At 74.1% G+C, this 19,641-nt stretch carries 17 protein-coding genes; 4 read left to right on the forward strand and 13 right to left on the reverse strand.

The features are described 5' to 3' along the window. Positions 1-42: 42 nt before the first annotated feature. From ABT160_RS33630 to eccE, 8 genes are all read right to left on the reverse strand, one after another. Complete coding sequence (locus ABT160_RS33630; protein WP_351651742.1) at positions 43-1,047, reverse strand: ABC transporter ATP-binding protein; 1,005 nt, start codon at positions 1,045-1,047, stop codon at positions 43-45. Further along, entirely contained in the window at positions 1,044-2,039 is a 996-nt protein-coding gene (locus ABT160_RS33635) for an ABC transporter ATP-binding protein (RefSeq protein ID WP_351651743.1), read from the reverse strand. The genes ABT160_RS33630 and ABT160_RS33635 overlap by 4 nt, the downstream gene beginning before the upstream one ends. Further along, positions 2,036-2,923 (reverse strand): ABC transporter permease, encoded by an 888-nt coding sequence (locus ABT160_RS33640; RefSeq protein ID WP_351651744.1) that lies wholly within the window; start codon positions 2,921-2,923, stop codon positions 2,036-2,038. Before ABT160_RS33640 ends, ABT160_RS33635 begins: the two co-directional genes overlap by 4 nt. Then, a complete protein-coding gene (locus tag ABT160_RS33645) occupies positions 2,920-3,972 on the reverse strand; it encodes an ABC transporter permease (RefSeq protein ID WP_502984348.1) in 1,053 nt (350 codons plus the stop codon). Before ABT160_RS33645 ends, ABT160_RS33640 begins: the two co-directional genes overlap by 4 nt. Before the next feature lie 3 nt (positions 3,973-3,975). Then, a complete protein-coding gene (locus ABT160_RS33650) occupies positions 3,976-5,811 on the reverse strand; it encodes an ABC transporter substrate-binding protein (RefSeq protein ID WP_351651745.1) in 1,836 nt (611 codons plus the stop codon). Positions 5,812-5,991: 180 nt separating this feature from the next. Next, positions 5,992-9,174 (reverse strand): SCO5717 family growth-regulating ATPase, encoded by a 3,183-nt coding sequence (locus ABT160_RS33655; protein WP_351651746.1) that lies wholly within the window; start codon positions 9,172-9,174, stop codon positions 5,992-5,994. Between the two features lie 242 nt (positions 9,175-9,416). Beyond that, positions 9,417-10,169, reverse strand: a complete 753-nt coding sequence (locus tag ABT160_RS33660) for a hypothetical protein (RefSeq protein WP_351651747.1) — start codon at positions 10,167-10,169, stop codon at positions 9,417-9,419. Beyond that, the gene (eccE, locus tag ABT160_RS33665; RefSeq protein ID WP_351651748.1) at positions 10,169-11,476 is read right to left on the reverse strand and encodes a type VII secretion protein EccE; all 1,308 of its coding nucleotides are present in this window, start codon (positions 11,474-11,476) and stop codon (positions 10,169-10,171) included. Before eccE ends, ABT160_RS33660 begins: the two co-directional genes overlap by 1 nt. A 190-nt stretch (positions 11,477-11,666) precedes the next feature. Between eccE and eccB the strand changes: the two genes are divergently transcribed. The 4 genes from eccB (at position 11,667) to ABT160_RS33685 (ending at position 15,284) form a co-directional block, all read left to right on the forward strand. Further along, positions 11,667-13,217 (forward strand): type VII secretion protein EccB, encoded by a 1,551-nt coding sequence (gene eccB / locus ABT160_RS33670; RefSeq protein ID WP_351651749.1) that lies wholly within the window; start codon positions 11,667-11,669, stop codon positions 13,215-13,217. After that, on the forward strand, positions 13,217-14,455 hold the full coding sequence (gene mycP, locus ABT160_RS33675; protein ID WP_351651750.1) for a type VII secretion-associated serine protease mycosin: 1,239 nt from the start codon (positions 13,217-13,219) through the stop codon (positions 14,453-14,455). The genes eccB and mycP overlap by 1 nt, the downstream gene beginning before the upstream one ends. A gap of 128 nt (positions 14,456-14,583) precedes the next feature. Further along, on the forward strand, positions 14,584-14,925 hold the full coding sequence (locus ABT160_RS33680; RefSeq protein WP_351651751.1) for a WXG100 family type VII secretion target: 342 nt from the start codon (positions 14,584-14,586) through the stop codon (positions 14,923-14,925). Between the two features lie 65 nt (positions 14,926-14,990). Further along, the gene (locus ABT160_RS33685) at positions 14,991-15,284 is read left to right on the forward strand and encodes a WXG100 family type VII secretion target (RefSeq protein WP_351651752.1); all 294 of its coding nucleotides are present in this window, start codon (positions 14,991-14,993) and stop codon (positions 15,282-15,284) included. Between the two features lie 55 nt (positions 15,285-15,339). Here ABT160_RS33685 and ABT160_RS33690 read toward each other — a convergent pair whose 3' ends face one another. The 5 genes from ABT160_RS33690 to ABT160_RS33710 form a co-directional block, all read right to left on the reverse strand. Beyond that, on the reverse strand, positions 15,340-15,585 hold the full coding sequence (locus ABT160_RS33690; RefSeq protein ID WP_351651753.1) for a DUF397 domain-containing protein: 246 nt from the start codon (positions 15,583-15,585) through the stop codon (positions 15,340-15,342). A gap of 138 nt (positions 15,586-15,723) precedes the next feature. Continuing rightward, complete coding sequence (locus ABT160_RS33695; protein WP_351651754.1) at positions 15,724-16,755, reverse strand: type VII secretion system-associated protein; 1,032 nt, start codon at positions 16,753-16,755, stop codon at positions 15,724-15,726. Next, on the reverse strand, positions 16,752-18,491 hold the full coding sequence (locus tag ABT160_RS33700) for a WXG100 family type VII secretion target (RefSeq protein WP_351651755.1): 1,740 nt from the start codon (positions 18,489-18,491) through the stop codon (positions 16,752-16,754). Before ABT160_RS33700 ends, ABT160_RS33695 begins: the two co-directional genes overlap by 4 nt. Beyond that, the gene (locus ABT160_RS33705) at positions 18,491-19,135 is read right to left on the reverse strand and encodes a hypothetical protein (protein WP_351651756.1); all 645 of its coding nucleotides are present in this window, start codon (positions 19,133-19,135) and stop codon (positions 18,491-18,493) included. Before ABT160_RS33705 ends, ABT160_RS33700 begins: the two co-directional genes overlap by 1 nt. Then, entirely contained in the window at positions 19,132-19,611 is a 480-nt protein-coding gene (locus ABT160_RS33710; RefSeq protein ID WP_351651757.1) for a hypothetical protein, read from the reverse strand. Before ABT160_RS33710 ends, ABT160_RS33705 begins: the two co-directional genes overlap by 4 nt. Positions 19,612-19,641: the final 30 nt, after the last annotated feature.

Below are 19,641 nucleotides of genomic sequence, written 5' to 3' on the forward strand. Positions count from 1 at the left end.
TCACCCGCCAGTGATCACCCCGTGGCGGTCACCCGGCGGTGATCACCCGGTGGGCGCCCGCACCGCCGCCCAGTGGCAGGCCGCCCCGCGCACCCCGGCGGCCAGCACCGGCAGGTCCTTGGTGCGGCAGTCCCCGGCCACCCCGGCCCGCTCCGCCTCGCCCGACGCCAGCACCTGGCAGCGGGCGTGGAAGCGGCAGCCGGGGGGCACGCGGGACGGGTCCGGCGGCTCGCCGCCCAGCACCACCGGCTCCCCGGGCGACTCCGGAAGGACCGACAACATGGCCTGGGTGTAAGGGTGCTGAGGATTCGTCAGGACCTCCTCGACGGTGCCGCTCTCCACGATCCGGCCCAGGTACATCACCGCCACCCGGTCCGCGATGTTCCACGCCAGGCCCAGGTCGTGGGTGACCACCAGCGCGGCCAGGCCCAGCTCGTCGCGCAGCCGCAGCAGCAGCGCCAGGATCTCGCCGCGCACCGAGGCGTCCAGCGAGGCGACCGGCTCGTCCGCGACGATCAGCTCCGGCTCCAGGACCAGTGCGCCCGCGATCACCACGCGCTGGCGCTGCCCGCCGGACAGCTCGTGCGGGTAGCGCAGGAAGAACCGCTCGGGCGGCCGCAGCCCGGCCCGGGCCAGGGCGCCCGCGACCGCCTCGCGCTCGTCGCCCCGGTAGCCGTGCACCCGCAGGCCCTCGGCCACGGCGTCGTACACCGTGTGCCGGGGGTTGAGCGACCCGCTGGGGTCCTGGAGCACCAGCTGCACGCGCTTGCGGTACGCCTTGAGGGCCCGGGAGGTGTACGCGAGCGGCTCGCCGCCGAAGCGGACCTCGCCCCCGGTCGGCCGGACCAGGCCCAGCAGGGCCCGCGCCAGCGTCGTCTTGCCGCACCCCGACTCGCCGACCAGGGCGGTGATCTCGCCCGCGGCGACGGTCAGGTCGACGCCGTCCACCGCGCGGGCCGACGGGCCGCCGCGCCGCCCGGGGAAGTCGACGCGCAGCCCGCGCGCCGCGAGCAGGGCCTGCGGGAGGTCCCCGATGTCCTCGGTCATGCGCCGCTCCTGGAGTTCGGTACGGGAAGGCCCGCGTGCACGCAGGCCGCGCGGTGGCGGTCCGCCTCGGGGCCGGTCAGCCGCGGCTGCGGGTCCTGGTCCGCGCAGACGTCCAGGGCGACCGGGCAGCGCGGGTGGAACGGGCAGCCGCCGGGCAGCGCCGCCGGGTCGGGCGGGTCGCCGGGCAGGCCGCGCGGGGCGCGCCGGGAGGCGGGGTCGCCGATGCGCGGGAAGGCCCCGGACAGGGCCCGGGCGTAGGGGTGCTGGGCCCGCTCGTGCACGGTGCGGGCCGGGCCCTCCTCGACGATCCGGCCCGCGTACATCACCGCGAGCCGGTCGCAGGTGTCGGCGAGCACCGACAGGTCGTGGCTGATCATCAGCAGGCCGATGTCCTGCTCGGCCACCAGCCGCTCGATCAGCCGCAGGATCTGCGCCTGGACCATCACGTCCAGCGCGGTGGTCGGCTCGTCGGCGACGATCAGCCGAGGGTCGCAGGCCAGCGCCATCGCGATCATCACGCGCTGGCGCTGGCCGCCGGACAGCTCGTGCGGGTAGGCGCCCGCCCGCGCGGCCGGCAGGCCGACCTGTTCGAGCAGCTCCCCGGTGCGCCTGCGGGCGGCGGCCGGGGTGGCCGTGGAGTGCACCAGCATCGGCTCGGCGATCTGCTCGCCCACCCGGTGCACCGCGTTCAGCGAGTGCATGGCGCCCTGGAAGACCAGCGAGGCACCGGCCCAGCGCACCGCGCGCAGCCGCCCCCAGCGCATCGACAGCACGTCCTCGCCCTCCAGCAGGACCTCGCCCTCGATGCGCGCGGTGGGCGGCAGCAGCCGCAGCAGGGCCAGCGCGAGGGTGGACTTGCCGCAGCCGGACTCGCCCGCCACGCCGAGCTTCTGCCCGGCCGCCAGGCTCAGGTCGACACCGCGCACGGCGGGCACGGCCGCGGCCCCCGTCCCGTACGTCACCTTCAGGTCCCTGACCTCCAGCAGGCTCATCGGGCCACCCCCAGCTTCGGGTTGAGGACGCTCTCCACGGCGCGCCCGCACAGCGTGAACGCGAGCGCCACCAGCGCGATCGCGATCCCGGGCGGCGCCAGGTACCACCAGTGGCCCGAGGAGACGGCGCCCGCCTCGCGGGCGTCCTGGAGCATGCCGCCCCAGGAGACCACCGTCGGGTCGCCCAGGCCGAGGAAGGCCAGGGTCGCCTCGGTGAGGATCGCGGTGGAGATGCCGAGCGTGGTCTGGGCGAGCACCAGCGGCAGCACGTTGGGCAGCACGTGGCGCGTCATCACGTGCGCGTCGCCGCCGCCGAGCGCCCGGGCCCGCTCGATGTACGGACGGGACTCCACGGCGATCGTCTGGGCCCGCACCAGCCGGGCCGTGGTGGGCCAGGAGGTGACGCCGATCGCCAGCACCACCGTCCACATCGAGCGGGACATCACGGTGGCCAGCACGATCGCGAGCACCAGCGTCGGCATCACCAGGAACCAGTCGGTGATCCGCATGACGACGGTGGCGAACCAGCCGCCGTAGTGCCCGGCGAGGATGCCCACCAGGGTGCCGATGGCCACCGAGAGCGCGGCCGCGAGCAGGCCGACGAGCAGGGAGACCCGGGCGCCCCAGACCAGCAGGGCGAGCAGTGAGCGGCCGAACTGGTCGGTGCCCAGCGGGAACCGCGCGCTGGGCGGTTCCAGGGCGGTGCCCGGGGCGCGGGTGACGCTGTCCGCGTCGGCGCCCACGAGCAGCGGCGCGGCGAGCGCGACCAGGGCGATCGCGGCCAGGCCGAGCAGGCCGTAGAGCCCGGCCCGGTGGGAGCGGTAGTGCTGCCAGAAGCGCACCAGCGCGGCGCGCCTGCGCCGGGCCGCGAGCGAGGTCGTCATCGGCCCACCCGGGGGTCGAGCAGCGGGTAGAGCAGGTCGGCGATCAGGTTCATCAGGATCATGGCTCCGGCGAAGACGACGAACAGGCCCTGCACCAGCGGCAGGTCGGGCACGCTGAGCGCCTGGTAGAACAGCCCGCCCAGGCCGGGCCAGGAGAAGACCGTCTCGACCAGGATCGAACCGCCCAGCACGTGGCCGAGGTTGATGAAGACCATGGTCACGGTCGGCAGCAGCGCGTTGGGCACCGCGTGCCTGCGGCGCACCAGGTCGTCGCGCAGGCCCTTGGCGCGGGCGGTGGTCAGGTAGTCGTTGCCCATCTCGTCGAGCAGCGCGGAGCGGGTGACCAGCAGCGTCTGCGCGTACCCGACGGCGACCAGGGTGAGGACCGGCAGCACCATGTGGTGGACGACGTCCAGGACGTGCGCGAAGCCGGTGGAGTGGCCGTCCTCCATGCCGCCGGTGGGGAAGAGCCCGGGGACCGGCCCCAGGCCCACCGAGAAGACGATGATCAGCAGCAGGCCGAGCCAGAAGGACGGCACCGACCACAGGGTGAGCGCGATTCCGGTGTTGATCCGGTCGCCGAGCCCGCCGTGCCGCCAGGCGGAGCGGGTGCCCAGCCACAGTCCGAGCGCGGAGTACAGGACCACGGCGGTGCCGGTGAGCAGCAGCGTCGCGGGGACCTTCTGCGCGATCAGCTCGCCCACCGGGGCGTGGAACTGGTACGAGGTGCCCAGGTCGCCGCGGAGCGCGTGCGCGCAGTAGTCGGTGAACTGCTGCCACAGCGGCTGGTCGAGGCCGAACTGGGCGCGCAGGGTCGCCAGTTGCTCGGCCGAGGTGGGCATGCCGTGGGTCATCGCCCGGACCGGGTCGCCGGGGATGATCCGGAAGAGGAAGAAGCTGGTGACGAGGACGGCGAGCAGCGAGACGGCGGCGCCGCCCAGCTTGCCCGCCCCGTAGCGCAGGTACGCGACCGTGGTGCCGGAGCCGCCGCGGGCGGCGCGGACCCCGGGGGGCCGCACCGCCTCGGCGGGAGTGCTTGCCGTGGTCACCGGCTACTCGCGGTCGTCGGCGGAGGAGCGGCGGCGCACCGCGGCGAACAGGCCGAGCGCGGCGAGGGCGACCACGGCCGCGCCGATGCCGATCAGTACGCCGGAGGAGGAGCCGGAGCCCGAGGAGGAGCCCCCGCCGTCCGCGGGCACGGCCGACCACCAGCTCCAGTAGCCGTCCTGGCCCCACAGGTTCCCGGCGGCCTCGGGCATGGTGGTGATGGACTTGATCTGGTCGGTGCGGTACGCCTCGACCGCGTTGGGGTACGCCATGACGTTCATGTACCCGGTGTCGTACAGCCGGGACTGCAGCTGCTTGACCAGGTCCGCCCGCTTGGCGGGGTCGTACTCCACCGCTTGGCGGGCGTACAGCTCGTCGTACTCCTTGTCGCAGATGAAGTTGTCGGTGGAGGCGGTGTCCTTCGGGGTGGCGGGCCGGGCCGCGCAGGTGTGGATGGACAGCACGAAGTCGGGGTCGGGGTTGACCGACCAGCCGTCGAAGGCCAGGTCGTAGTCGCCCTTGAGCCAGGGGTCGGAGACGTTGTCCAGGCACTCGACCTTCAGGCCGACGCCGAGCTTGCCCCACCACTCCTGGAGGTACTTGCCGACCGCCTTGTCGTTGGGGTCGGTGGCGTGGCACAGGATGCGCAGGTCCAGCGGCTTGCCGTCCTTGGCGCGCTTGCCGTCGGCGCCCGCCCTGTACCCGGCCTGGTCGAGCAGGCCCGCCGCCTTCGCGGGGTCGTACGCCAGCTCCTGGGCGCCGGAGGGCTTCCAGTGGTACGCGGAGAAGCGTGGCGGGACGTAGCCCTCGCCCTGGGCCGCGTGGCCCTGGAACACCTTGTCCACGATGGTCTTGCGGTCCACGGCCAGGAACAGGGCCTTGCGCACGGCCGGGTCCAGGAGCGCGGGGTTGCCGCTGCCGAACTTCCGGCCGTCCTGCGCGGCGGCCCCCGGGTTGACCGCCAGGGCGAAGAAGCGGCGCCCGGGCGCGTCGTTGACCTTGATGTCGGGGGTGCTCTTCAGGGCGTTCGCCTGGGCGGGGGTCAGCCCCTGGACGAAGGAGACCTCGCCCTTCTGCAGGGCGGCCACCGCGGCGTCGGCGTCCTTGTAGTACTTGAGCACCAGCTCGTCGAACTTGGGCGCCCCGCGCCAGAAGTCCTTGTTGGGCTTGAGCTTGAGGTACTGGTCGACCTTGAAGTCGGTGAGCACGAACGGGCCGTTGCCGACGACCGGGAACCGCTGGTCGTTGTTGAACTTGGAGAAGTCGGTGACCTTCTCCCAGACGTGCTTGGGCACGATCGGCACGTCCAGCGCGGTCATCGTGGCCTGCGGCTTCTTCAGCTCGATGACGAGGGTGCGCGGGTCGGGCGCGCTGACCTTCCTGAAGTTGGCGGTGAAGCTGCCGTTGGCGGTGGCCGCGTTGCGGTCGGTCATCATCTTGGTGAAGGTCCAGGCCGCGTCCTCGGCGGTGGCCGGCTTCCCGTCGGACCACCTGGAGTCGTCCCGGATCGTGTACGTCCAGGTGAGCTTGTCCGCCGAGGACTTCCAGGACGTGGCGAACCCGGGGACCGGGTGCGCGTCCTTGACGTCGTAGTTCGTCAGGTACTCGTAGGTGAGCCGGTGGACCGTGGTGGAGACCAGCTTCTGCGCCAGGAACGGGCTCAGCGAGTCGACGCTCTGCGAGACCGCGACGGTGAGGACCTTCTTGCCGTCCTCGGCGTGCGCGGGCTGCTGCGGGACGGCCGCGAGCGCGGTGGCCGCGACGGCGGCGGCCGTCAGCAGCCGCAGCGCGCGGGCGGCGGTGGAGCGGGGTGCGGTGCGGGGTGGTGCCGTTGCTTCCATGGAACGTCGACCTCGCGTCGTCTTCGTGGATCTTGGGGCGCCAGTGGTGAAGCGATGGTTTACCAAGAGTGGTCTAGACGTGTCAACGACGGTTCAAACCAGCCATGGGCTGCGGGAACGCCAAGAGGGCCCGTACCACCGCGGTGGTACGGGCCCTCATTGGTCTAGTCCGCTGAAGCCCTACTGCTGAGGGGTTGGCGGTGCCTGCGGGGGCTGCTGGCCCCAGCCGGCGGGGGGCACCGGGCCCTGAAGTTCTGACGGAGCGTCATTTTCGGGCTGCGCCGGGTGTCCGGGCTGTCCCGGCTGGTGCGGCGGGAGCTGCGGCGGCTGCGGCTGGCCGGGCACCGGCTGGGGCTGCTGCTGCCAGGCCGCCGGGGGCTGCCCGGGGAAACCGGGGTGGGCCTGCGGGGGCTGCCCCTGCTGCCCGGGCTGGCCCGGGTACGGCGGGTACGGCTGCTGCGGCTCCTGCTGCCAGGCGGCCGGGGGCTGCCCCGGTGCGGGCTGCTGACCGGGGTACGGCTGCCCCGCGAACGGCTGGTTCTCGCCTCCCGCGGGCCGCCCGGCCGGTCCCGGGTACGGCGGCGCCGGCTGCTGCTGCCAGCCCTGCGGGAAGCCGGGCTGCTCGCCCTGGTGCGGCTGGGGCTGCTGCTGCGCGGCGAACGGCTGTCCCGGCGCCGGCTGCTGGGGCACGGGCTGCTGTCCCGGCACCGGCTGACCCGGCCCGGCCTGCCCGGGGTACGGCTGCGCCTGCTGGCCCGGGTACGGCTGCTGCCCCGGCACCTGCTGCTGGCCCGGCATCGGCGGGGCCATGTGCGGCGGCATGGCGCCCTGGCCGTGCCCGGTCCACAGGCCCTGCGCCTGCTGGGCGCGGGCGAAGTCCTCGGCCACCATCGCCGAGAGGTGGAAGTACGCCTCGCGGGTCTTGGGCCGCATCATGTCCAGGTCGACCTCGGCGCCGGCCGCCAGGTGCTCGTCGAACGGCACCACGACCACGCCGCGGCAGCGCGTCTCGAAGTGCTGGACGATGTCGTCCACCTTGATCGTCTTCCCGGTCTCGCGGACCCCGGAGATGACCGTGATGGAGCGCTGCACCAGCTCCGCGTACCCGTGCGCCGACAGCCAGTCCAGCGTCGTGGAGGCGCTGGAGGCGCCGTCCACGGACGGGGTGGAGATGATGATCAGCTGGTCGGCGAGGTCCAGCACGCCGCGCATCGCGCTGTAGAGCAGGCCGGTGCCCGAGTCGGTCAGGATGATCGGGTACTGCTTGCCCAGCACGTCGATCGCGCGCCGGTAGTCCTCGTCGTTGAACGTCGTCGACACGGCCGGGTCCACGTCGTTGGCGATGATCTCCAGACCGGAGGGCGCCTGCGAGGTGAACCGGCGGATGTCCATGTACGAGTTGAGGTACGGGATCGCCTGGACCAGGTCCCGGATGGTGGCCCCGGTCTCGCGGCGCACCCGGCGGCCGAGCGTGCCGGCGTCCGGGTTGGCGTCGATCGCCAGGATCTTGTCCTGCCGCTCGGTGGCCAGCGTCGAGCCCAGCGCGGTCGTCGTGGTCGTCTTGCCCACGCCGCCCTTGAGGGAGATGACCGCGATCCGGTAGCAGGAGAGCACCGGCGTGCGGATCAGCTCCAGCTTGCGCTGCCGCTCGGCCTCCTCCTTCTTGCTGCCGAACTTGAAGCGCGCGGCCCCGCCCGGGTTCCGGCTGGACTTGGCCTTCTGCTTGCCGCCCCGCAGCAGCCGGTCGGAGGACAGCTCGACGGCCGCCGTGTAGCCCAGCGGCGCCCCCGGCACGGACCGCTCGCGCTGGTCGTGGGTGACCGCCGAGGGCCAGGAGGCCCCGGCCCTGGGGTCCACCGGACCGGCGGGCGGCTGCGGCTGGCCGGGCTGACCCGGCTGCGGGAACCCGTAACCGCCCTGCGGGGCGGGGGAATCGGGCGCGGGCTGCTGCTGCGCCGGGTGCGGGAACCCGTAACCGCCCTGCGGCGCCGGGGAGTCGGGCGCCTGCGGCCCGGTCTGCCGGGGCAGCGGCGCGGGCAGGTTCGGCGTCGCGGGCGCGGGCACCGGCTGCCCCTGGTCGGCGGCGGCCGGGTGCGGGAAGCCGTAACCGCCCTGCGGCGCGGGGAAACCGGGCGCGGGGGCCGACTGCGGGTGCGCGGGCTGCTGGTGCGGGTGCTGCTGGTGGGGAGGCTGGGGCTGCTGCGGCGCGGGCTGCTGGTGCGCCGGGAGCGGGAAGCCGTGGCCCTGGCCCTCGGCCGCCAGGGGCGCGGGGGCCTGCGGCGGCAGCGGGGCGGGCAGCGCGGGCGGCGGCGCCGACTGGTCGGCGGACTGCTGCGGCGCGGGCCACTGGGGCGCGGGCGCCGGTGCGGCGGGCTGGAACGCGGGCGGCAGCGGCGGCAGTCCGGGACCGTCCTGCGCCGGGGCGGCGGGCGGCGGGTTCCAGGACTGCGCGGGCGGCGCGTCCTGCGGGACGGCGTCGGCCGGGGGAGCGTCAGCGGGCACCGCGTCGCGCACCGGCGCGTCCTCGGCGCCGGAGTCGTCGTCCGCGTCCGCGCGCACCGCCTGCCCGGAGTCCTCCTCGTCACCGGCTTCGGTGTTCGCCACAGCGTCCGCGTCCGCGTCGGTCTCCCGGGCGTCCTGCGGCGTACCGTCCCGCTCCTCGTCCGCGGGCTCCTCGTCCGCGTCCGCGTCGGCACCGGGCGCGATGGCGTCCGTACCGTCCGGCGCGGGGGCGTCCTCCGGCTCGGCGGCGGGCTCGGCGGCGGACCGTACGACGGCCTCCTCCGCCTGCGCGGCGGCCTCGGCCTCCGCTTCCGCCTTCGCGGCCGCCTCGCGCTCCGCGATCTCGGCCATCTCGCGCTTCAGGGCCGCGGGCGAGAACCGCATGGTGGCCCCGCTCTCCACGTCCCCGCCGCCGAACGGCTGCCCGGACTCCGCAGCCGCGCCCTGCTGGTCCGCGGCGGACACGGGCGCGGGGGAGACGGGCGCGGGCGGCTGCGGCGCCACGGGCGCGGGGGCCTGGGGGGCCACCGGGCCGGGGGCCTGCGGCGGCACCGGCAGCGGGGCCGCGGGGCCCGGCTGGGGCGGCGCGGGGGCCCAGTTGGGCTCGAAGCCGCTGCCCGCGGGCAGCCCGGGCACGGCCACGGGGGCCGCGCCCTGCGGCGGCGGGGGCGGGGTGAAACCGCCGGAGGCGCCGGGCGCCGCACCCGTACCCGCGCCCCCCGGGGCGTTCTGCGTGTACCAGGCGGGCGGCGTGTAGTCGATGGTGAACTCACCCGTCACGTCGGCGGGATCCGCGTCGGACTGATCGTCGACGGGAGGCTGGTTCCAGCCCCCGCGGATCTCGCCCCGATCGCTGTTCACGTTGCCTCCTGGATTGGTCGAACACTCTCCCCCATGGGACGCCCCGCACCTGCCGAGAGGTTCTTGGAGCGCCTCACCCACCCTAATCGTCAGGTGTGTCAATACGGCAGGGCCGCTCATCCCCCAACGGCTGTCCCGTACGTCACGCGGCATCCCCAAGTGACGTGCCTACGCCACAGAGTGAGGCGCCCGAGGGGTCAAAAACGTACATAGGCGTACGTATTCCAAGGCCGCGCGGAGCCTCAGTCCATCCGGCGGGCGCTCCCCAACAATCCGGTCTCGGCGTCGGTCGCCTGGGTCATCACGAACTGCCGGTCCCGCGGCGTGCACCACAGGGTCACGCCGTCGGCGAGCGTGGAGAGCGCCTCCACCTCGGAGCCGGGGAGGTTCATGATCCGGCCGATCTGCGCGGCCTCGTCCGGCGACACCCGCTGGACGCCCACCAGGGCGGACTTCTCCATCAGGCGCGGCGCGACCGGGCTGAGGAACGGCAGCAGGGTGACGACCGACTGCCAGGCGCCGGAGACCACCCGGCCGCGCGGCGGGCGCATCCCGCAGTCGCGGATCACCACCACCGGGCTGACCGCCGAGGCGCCCTGCGGCGGCACCCGGCCCACGTCGTGCAGCGTGACGCACGGCTGGCCGCCGCCCGCCGCCCGGGCCAGCGCCGTCCAGGCCGGGGACCGGCCGGTCTCCACGGCCACCCGGGCGCCGGTCGCGGCGGCCCGCAGGGCCAGCACCTGGGCGGTCCACAGGCCGCCGATCAGCGTCACCTCGTACGGGGTGGGGCGGTTGATGCCGAGCACCGCGGGCACGCTGTGCGCGTCGACGCCGATGACCACGCCGTCGTCGCCGACCGGCAGGGCCAGCGCGTCGAGCTGCTCCGGGGCGAGCGCGTGCCGGTCGCGGCGCGGGCCGATCAGGCCGAAGCCGACGCGCGGGCGGCCGCGGCGCCCGGTGGGCACCGGCGCGGCGGGGGAGGCGGGCACGGACATCAGCGGGTCCCCCCGAGCGGAAGCGTGGCGAGCATGCCGGGCAGCTGCTCGCGGTCCAGCCGGACCAGGCCGGTGCGCACGCCGCGGGCGGCGCGCTCCAGCTCGTGCCGGGCGGCCAGCAGTTCCTCGTCGCTGCGCCCGGTGATGCGCACGTGGCCCGTGAGGGTGACCTCCTGGCGGTCGCCGCCCAGCGTCAGGCTGAAGGTCGTGGCCAGCGCGGGCAGCGAGGTGAGCAGCGCCACCAGCTGCGGCAGCGCGGCGCCGCCCCCGCCCAGCTGCGGCCAGCGGCCCACCCAGTAGGTGGTGTGCCGGCGGTCGTCCACCCGCCAGGTGCGCGAGGTCTCCTCGGTGCGCCGCACCGGGGCCTGTGCCCGGCCCGCCTGCGCTATGGCCATCGGGCTGGCGCAGGTGGAGGTGGCGAACGCCTGGGTGAGCTCCTGCTCGGTGAGCACGGTGGCGCCGAACCCGGCCCCGGCGAGCCGGCTGGCCAGCTGGTCGGCGACGCGGGCCACGCACTTCTGGGCGCCCTTGAGGCCGCCGCCGCGCGCGGTGACCGCCTCCGGGCACAGCTCGGGGTCGAGCTTGAGCGCGACCCAGGTGACGCGGAGCGCGGGCGAGCCGGTGCGGGCCTGCAGCGGCGCGTAGTTGCGGGCGGCCACCGACTGCTCGGGCAGGTGCGGCGCGGGGGCGGGCTGGGTGTGCTGGACGACCTGCGCGGACTCCAGGCGGATCCCGTCGACCTCCAGGACGTCCCGGACCAGCGACAGCGGCAGCGGGCGCGCGGTGCGCTCGGGGCGCAGCGCGGTGCCCTCGGACTCCACCCGGACCACGGCCGTCAGGAACGTGCCGTCGCCGATCATGCCGACGGGGCGGCGGTCGCGGTCGCCGTGGGTGTAGGTGCGCAGCGCAGGGTCGCACTCCACGACCGGGGCGAGGCCCGGCTCCGTACCGGCGGGCACGGTCAGCGAGGCGGCGCGGCGGGTGCGGGCGCGCAGGGCCAGGACGGTGGCGAGCCACTCGGGCAGCGAGCGGCGGTGCCTGCGCACCACGGCGAGCAGCACGAGCAGTACGGAGACGGCCCCGGCCGGGACCAGCAGCAGCGGCTGCACCACCCAGGCCGTGAGCAGCAGCGCGACGGCCACCTCGATCAGGACGAGTTGTTGCAATCGGAACGATCCGAAACTTCCCGGACGTGCCTTCGGGCGGGGTGCGAAGGACCCCTGCGCGGTCGTCGACCGGTCGTCACCGGCGGCCGGCGCGGCCGGGCGGACGGCGGCCGCGCGCCGTGTGCGCGTGGCGGAAGCCATGATGGAGAATTCCCCCAATTCGTCCCGATCACCCTGGCCCGCCAGGGCATTGGCGGCTGGATCACCCTACCCGCCCCGTCACCGCCCGCGGACAGCAGGCATAGTAGGGGGCCGGTCCGAGGGCCGGGGCCCGGGGAGCCGCCATGCCCCCGTCCCCGCGCGCGACTGTGCCAGACGAAGATGGGGACTCATGGCTTCACGGCGGGACGAGCTCAACGCGTACACCTTTGCGAAGAAACGCACGGTGGCCGCTTTTCTCCAACCCTCTCCGAGCGGTACGGAGGAGGGCGCCCCGCGTCCGCTGCGCGCCGTACTGCCCAGCGTGATCGTCGCCGCCCTGGTGCTCGCGGGCTTCGGGGCCTGGGGCATGTTCAAGCCCAACGCGCCCAAGGGGTGGAACGAGCCCGGCGCCATGGTGATCGTCGGCAAGGACTCCACCACCCGCTACGTGGTGCTCGACACCGGCACCGGCAAGGACCGCAGGACCCTGCTGCACCCGGTGCTCAACCTGGCCTCGGCACGGCTGCTGCTCGACCCGCAGAAGTTCAAGGTGATCCAGGTCAGCGACTCCCTGCTGGACTCCGGCAAGCCGCCGCGCGGCCCGATCCTCGGCATCCCGTACGCCCCCGACCGGCTGCCGGGCGAGAAGGAGGCCGGGACGGCCAAGCGCTGGGCGGTGTGCGAGCAGCCCGGCGGCGGCAAGGGCGCCAGCGTGCAGAAGGCCGCGTTCGTCCTCGCCGACCGCGACTTCGGGCGCACCGAGGGGAAGAACCGGCTGACCGGCGGCCAGGTGATGTACGTCAAGGGGCAGGACGGCTCCCGCTTCCTGGTCGACGCGGGCGGCACCAAGTACGCGGTCGGCGGCTCCGGCCGGGACGCGATCCTGCTGACCAACGCGCTGGTCGGGCTGAACAAGGAGCCGCAGGCCGTCACCGACGACTGGCTGGCCACCCTGCACGACGGCAGCCCGGTGGGCTTCCCCGCGCTGCCCGGCACGGTCGGCGCGGCGGCGGGCGCGGGCGACGGCCTGAGCCGCACCGAGGACCGGGTCGGCATGGTCCTGCAGGCGCAGACCGGTACGGGCATGCAGCAGTACGTCGTGCTGCCGGGCAAGGTCCAGCCGGTGTCCGACTTCACCGCCTGGCTGCTGATCAACTCCCCGGCCACCAGCAAGCTCAACATGAACGGCGAGCCCACCACGGTCGACGCCGCCTCCTTCACCCCGGACTCCGGGGTCTTCGGTGCCGGGTACCGCTGGCCGGAGGAGAAGGCCGTGCAGGTCAACTCGACCGGCGGCGAGGGGACCAGGGACACCGTGTGCAGCGTGCTGCGCTCGGTGGACGACAAGGGCCGGGCCACCGTGTCGACCTGGGCGGGCTCCGCGTACCCGGCGGAGATCACCGCGGGCGGCACCAGCACCTACGTCACCCCGGGCAGCGGGCTGCTCTACACCCAGGTGCAGGGCCGCCAGACGCAGCCGGACGGCTCGCTGTTCCTGGTGACCGACACCGGCCTGCGCTACGCGGTGCAGGCCAACGGCGACAGCGACGCGGCCCGTTCCGACATCGGCGCCGGCGACCGGGGCGAGCAGCAGGACGGCCGCCCCGAGCCCAGCCAGGCGCAGATCCGGCTCGGCTACGAGAAGGTGACGCCGGCCCTGGTGCCCAAGACCTGGTCGGAGTTCCTCTCCAAGGGCCCGCGCCTGGACACCAACGCCGCCCGACAGCCGCAGGGTTCGTGATGCGCGCCCGTGCCACGGCGGCGCTGCTCGGCGCCGCGGCCCTGACGGCGCTGACCGCGCTGCCGGGCACCGCGGTGGCGGCCGGGCGGCCGGCCCCGGTGGGCCTGGACGGCAGCGGTGAGTGCACCTTCCCGATGAAGGAGCAGATCCAGGGGATCCCCTGGCCGCTGCAGCGCGTCCTGCTGGACGAGCTGTGGCAGGACACCAAGGGCAAGGGCGTGCGGGTCGCGGTGATCGACACCGGGGTCGACGACGTCAACCCGCAGCTGAAGGACGCGGTGGACGCCAAGGCCGGCAAGGACCTGCTCAAGCCCGACAAGGAGGGCGGCGACCCGCAGCGCGGGAAGACCGACGGCACCGTCGACCTGGTCGGGCACGGCACCAAGGTCGCCGGGATCATCGCCGCCCGGCCGCGCAAGGGCACCGGCTTCGTCGGGCTCGCGCCCGAGGCGACGATCGTGCCGGTGCGCCAGAACGACGAGAAGAACAGCGGCAAGTCGGACTCCATGGCCACCGCGATCGACCACGCGATCGCGCAGAAGGCCCGGGTCATCAACATCTCGCAGGACACCACGCAGCCGCTGTCCGCCTCCTCGGACCTGGGGCGCGCGGTGGCCAGGGCGGTCGCGGCGGACGTCGTGGTGGTCGCCTCGGCGGGCAACGACGGCATGGACGGCAAGCTGAAGAACACCTACCCGGCGGCCTTCGACGGGGTGCTCGCGGTGGCGTCCTCGGACCGCAACAACGAGCGGGCCGCGTTCTCCCAGGCGGGCACCTTCGTCGGGGTGGCCGCGCCCGGCGTGGACATCGTCTCCACGGTGCCCGGCGGCGGCCAGTGCACGGACAACGGCACCAGCTTCTCGGCGCCGTACGTCTCCGGGGTGGCCGCGCTGCTGCGCGCCAAGTACCCGAAGTGGACGGCGCGTCAGGTGGTGGCGCAGATCGAGCAGACGGCCGAGCGCAGCGTCAACGGCCACGACGACTACGTGGGCTGGGGCGTCGTCGACCCGGTGCGGGCGCTCGACGGCGACGCGGGACCGCCGGACGCACCCCGCCCCGACCGGGCCCCGGCCCGGGCCGAGGCACCCGAACCGGCGCACCTGGCGCTGTCGGAGACGGCCCAGGAGCGGCACGAGCGGTACGCGACGTACGCCGTCGGGATCGGCGCGGTCCTGGTCGCCGTGGTGGCCGGGACGGCCGTCGTGCTGAGGGACGGCGGGCGTGCCCGGGGCCAATGAGCTCCGCCTGCTTTGCAGTTGGAACTGTCGTATCTAGTGACTAGAGTGACCGGCGGGATCACGGGAGTGATCATTCACGGGGGCGGCGAAGCAGTCCTTCCGTCCGCCGCAAAGGAAGAAGGGGCAAGATGTCGAAGAAAGACCTGAATGTAACCAGTTCCGACCAGACTGATCTGGCGAATCGGATCCAGGGCTTCCACGACGAACTGCAGGCGCGCGTCACCTCCCTGAACAGCGTGGTGGACCGCATCCAGGCGGGCTGGCAGGGCGCTGCCAGCAAGGAGTACGACCGGGTGCAGAACGAGCTGAACCTGCGCCTGCGCAGCATGCGCGTCGAGCTGGTCAAGCTCGAGGAGATCATGCGGATGAGCGCCGACGGCTTCACGCAGCAGGAGGACGACCGGATCCGGTCCTTCCGGCAGATGGACGACACGGCCGGTGGCCAGAGCGCCATCCTCGGCATGGCCTGAGCGCGGCCCCGCGCCACGCCCACCGCTGACCTTCCGCTGAACTTCCGCGACCAGGAGCAGATGACATGACGACTGCCGTCAACTACGACACCGTCACCCAGGCGGCGATCGACGTCCGCAAGACGTCCACGGACCTCAACACCAAGCTGGGCGACCTGATGCGCGAGGTCAACCGCGTCGCCGGCGCCTGGGACGGTGAGGCCAAGACCGCCTACGCCGAGATCCAGAGCCGCCTCACCAAGGACCAGACGAAGCTCAACGAGTCGCTGGGCCAGATCGCCCGCCTGCTCGACGAGTCCGTGATCGGCTACCAGGACACCGACAAGGGCAACGCCGCCCGCTTCCGCATGATGATGTGAGACGGCGTACGTGACGCGGGGGCCGCCCGGTCGACCGGGCGGCCCCCGCGTCGTCTCACGTGAGGTCGAACTCCCCGTCCCTGGCCCCCAGGACGAACGCGCGCCACTCGGCCTCCGTGTAGCGCAGCACCGTCCCCGGGTCGACCGAGGAGCGCATCGCGACGGCCCCGCCCGGCAGGTGCGCGATCTCCACCCGCTCCTCGTCGGGGCTGGTCCCCGGCGCGCCCTGCCACTCCACCCCGGAGATGTCCAGGGCGTAGAGCTCCGTCTTCTGCCGTTCCCTGTCGTCCGCGTCGGCCATGGCACGATCCCTTCCCCGGTGCTGTGAACGAGCCTGCCCGCCACCCTACTTGGCCCGGTCAGCCCCGGCGGCCCGATCACCCGTGCGGGTGATCAACCCCCGGAAACGGCCCCGGCGGGCGTCGTCACGGCCATCGGGTCAGCGGCCCTGCACCGCGGCCCGCACGTCGGGGACCGGGATCCGCACCGACACCCGGCTGCCCGGGTTCAGCTTGAGCAGCAGGTCGTCCGGGAGCAGCCGCAGCAGGTCCGCGCAGGCCACCTCGCGCAGGCCGGGCACGGTGGCGGGCGCGTGCGCCGGGTCGGTGAGCACCGGCACGAAGCGGCCCTGCTCGTCGGTGTAGACCGCGAGGTCCGGGCCCTCCTGGGGCAGGTACACGGTCGCCGTGGCCAGCGCCCGCACCACGTTGGCCTCCGGACCGTGGCCGGTGGCCGCCAGCTGCAGCGCCGCGTCCACCGCGTCGGTGGGCCGGGGCAGCCCGAGCGTCACCGGCGAGGGGCGGTAGTCGGGGTTGTGCCGGAACGGGCCCGGCTCGCCCCGGTCGTCGACCTGCCAGGCCCCGGCGATCGCGAACGGCGGGACCTCACCGGCCGGGTCGTACATCGGGTCGATCGAGTACAGCCAGGTCCCCGGCGCCTGCCGGGCCCGGGCCCGCAGCTCCTCGGTGAGCGGCGGCTCGGGCCGCGCCCCCTCCGGGGACGGCTCCCGCCGCGCCTCGGGCGCCGGCTGCGACGGTGCCCGGTCCGGCGTGCGGGGCGGGCCCCCCACCAGGGCCGCGTACGCCGCGTCCTGCTCGGCCAGCGGCAGCACGTCCTCCACGGGCGCGTCCGCGAACAGGCTCACCATGGAGTCCGCGTCGGCCGGCTCGCCCGGGCGCAGCACGTACGCCAGGTCCGTGCCGCTGCCCGCCACCATCCCGCTCTGGCGCACGTCGGGCCGTGCGCCGTTCACCGAGAGGAGCCAGCCCGACCCCTCCAACTGGCCGCGCACGTCGCGCAGCGCGGCCTGCAGGTCGCGGGCCAGCGCCCGGGCCGTGCCCCACGGCCCGGTGGCCTGCACGCCGTACGGCCCGCGGTCCGACTCCGTCCACCACCGCACCGCGCAGCGCGCCCGCTCCGTGCCGCGCACCGCCGTGACGTCGTCCCTGCTGCCCAGCAGCCGTTCGTTCATTGTGTCCATCCTGGGGGTAGCAGGCTCGTCGGGGGTGAGGGAGGTGCCGCCGCGCCCGGGGGAGCGGCGTGCGGGCTGTAGTGCGGATTGGGGATGTACCGGGTGGTGCCGTCGGGCAGCTGCTCGGTGACGCCCTTGATGTTCTCGGTGCGCACACCGCCCGGGAACGCGATCTCCTTCTCGTTGGCGAAGATGTTGTCCGGGATCGACTTGTTGACGTCGATGCCGCCCGGCGCGTCTACGTCGTACCGGTACCTGGTGCTCCACCCCAGGTCCGGGTCGCGGGTGGTGCCGACGTACACGGACTGCTCGTTGTGCCGGACGTAGCCGTCCAGGTCCGTGTTGTGGTTGTTCCACGGCTTGAAGCCGTCGCGGAAGATCTCGTCCGGGGGACGGTTGTCGTTGCGCCACAGCGGCTCGTCCGTGGTGCGCCACTGCGCGTGGTCGGGGATCTTCGACACGTCCACCGACCGGTCGGCCGCCGCGTGCAGCTTGTCGTGGACCGTCGGCGGATGGCTGGGCATGTCCGGCACCCGCTGGCCCGGCAGGTCGTGCGCGCCGCGCCGGGCCGCGCCCTCGACGGCCGCCTCGGCGCCCTCCTTGGTCGCCAGCCGGACGCCCGTGCGCACCGTGCCCATCCCCTTCGTGCCGATCAGCTCGGGCAGCAGCCGGCCCAGGCCCTCGCTGGGGTCCTTCTTGAAGGAGTCGATGAGCGCGCCCGGGATGCGCTCCGGGTGCGCGGCGGTGGAGACCAGGCCCGCCAGCGTCATGTTGACGTTCTGCATGTACTGCGCGGGGTGCGTCAGGTTGTACGGGTCCATCGGGTTCAGGCCCCGGGCGAAGTTCACGATGCCCGCCGTGCCCTTGACCACGCCGCCGACCACGTGCGCCGTCTCGACCTGCAGCGCGCCGTACCCGTCCAGCGCCGTCGAGGCCAGCCGGTTCGAGGCCGGCGGCTCCTTCGGCGCGTGCGCCATCGCCTTCTCCACGGCCTGCTGCGCGGTGCGCGCCGCGTCGTCGCGCTGGCGCCGGGCTTCCTTGAGGACCTCCTGGGCGTGGTCCCGGTCCGCCTTGCCCGGGTCGCTGAACGGCTCCGGCTTCGGCCCGGGGTCGCGGTCGGACTTCAGCGCCGCGTTGTAGGCGTCGACCTTCTTGTTGTACGCGCCCACCGCGTCCTCGGACGCCTTCTTGCCCTTCTTGTACAGCGCCACGGCCTCCTTGGCCCGGCCCTGCGCCCAGGTCACCGTCTCGGCGTACGACGTCAGCGCCTTGCCCGCGTCCTCGCAGGCGTCCGCCGCGTGCAGCCACTGCGGCGGGTGCATCGCGAACTTCTCCCGGAAGGCGTCGGCGCTCGCGCCCTTCCAGTGCGCCGAGTCCAGGCTCCGCATGCCGCCGCCGACCTTGTCGAAGGCCGCCCCGAAGTCCTTCAGGTGGCCCGCCACCTCGCGGATGCGCTCGGGCTTGCCGTGCACCAGCTCATCGGGCTCCTCGGTCTGCCCGAGCTGCTGCTCCTTGACGGAGGCGCCCAGTGAGGAGGCGGTGTCGTCGCCCCAGTCCTCGACCTTGTCGGCCCAGTCGTCGGCGCCCACGTACTCCAGGCCGTCGCCGATCCGGTCCGTCGTCCAGTCGATGCCCTCGCCCAGGGCCTTCTTCCCGGCGTCGATGCCGTCCTCGACCTTGTCCAGGCCCTTGTCCAGGAGGTCCTTGCCGCCGCTGAGCCAGTCGCCCACCCCCATCAGCGCGGACCCCCGCCCTGCTGCTCCGCGGCCTTGGCGCGCTCCTCGGGCGAGGGGCCGAACGTGTCGCGCATCCGGTCGTCCACGTCGTCGCGCAGCCCGGCCGCGTCGATGATCGCGGTGCCCGCGCCGGTGGCGGTGCTGACGTCCCAGGCGGTGTCCTTCCACGCCTGGAGCGAGTTCTGCCGCGCGGTCTCGAAGGACCCGGCGCTGTAGTCCGCGTCGCGGATGTGGGTGAAGGTGTTGCTGGACAGCACCTGGCCCCAGTCCTTGGACGTGATCTCGTCCTCGGTGGCGTACGGATTGCCCATCGCCGAGTTGGTGAGCACCTTGAAGCTGCCCTCCAGGTACTGCTCCTGCTCGTGGAAGACACCGGCCGACAGGCCGACCTGGAGCGCGAACACGTTGCCCTGCTGCACCAGCGCGCGCACCCCCCACTCCCAGCGCTCGCAGTACGACTTCAGCGTCGACGTCAGACCGTCGTGCCCGGTCTCCATCCCGGACAGCTGCAGGTCGGAGAAGCCCCGGCCCATGCTGGCCTCGCCGACCATCCCGAGCTCCTTGAGCTCGCCCAGCGCCCCGTTGATGCCCTGGGTGATCTGCCCCAGGGCCTCCTTGGACGCCGCGAGATCCGGATCCGTCACCGTGCTCCCCCTCCAGCGTTCTCCACGTCGACCGCCGCGCGGTCGGGCACGATGCCCCGCACCGGCGGGAAGACGGCCCCGTCCGGGCCCGCCGCGTCCAGCGCCACCCCGCACGGGAACTCCACGGCGGGCACCACCTCGTCCAGCAGCCGCGCGCCCAGCACCCGGCGGTAGGGCCACTCCCGCTCGCCGTCGCCGCGCGCCTCGGCGAACCGCGCCAGCTCCGGCTCGCCGGAGAACGCGCAGATCCAGGAGATCCCGCCCAGGTCCTCCGTCCACAGCCCGCCCGCCTCGTCGAGCGGGACCAGGACCGCCAGCGAGCGGAAGCGGGCGAGCCGTTCCAGGACGGCCTCGCGGGCCTCCTCGACGGCGTCGGGCGCGAGCGCGGGCTCGGGGGGAGCCGGGGCCGGGCCGCCGCCGCTCACGCGCGCGGTGGCATCGCCCCTGACCTGCCCCCACAGGTCGTCGAAACTCATGTGCCGTGCCTTTTCTGTGGGTGTGCTTCC

The organism is Streptomyces sp. NPDC001941, assembly GCF_040296945.1.
Lineage (GTDB): Bacteria > Actinomycetota > Actinomycetes > Streptomycetales > Streptomycetaceae > Streptomyces.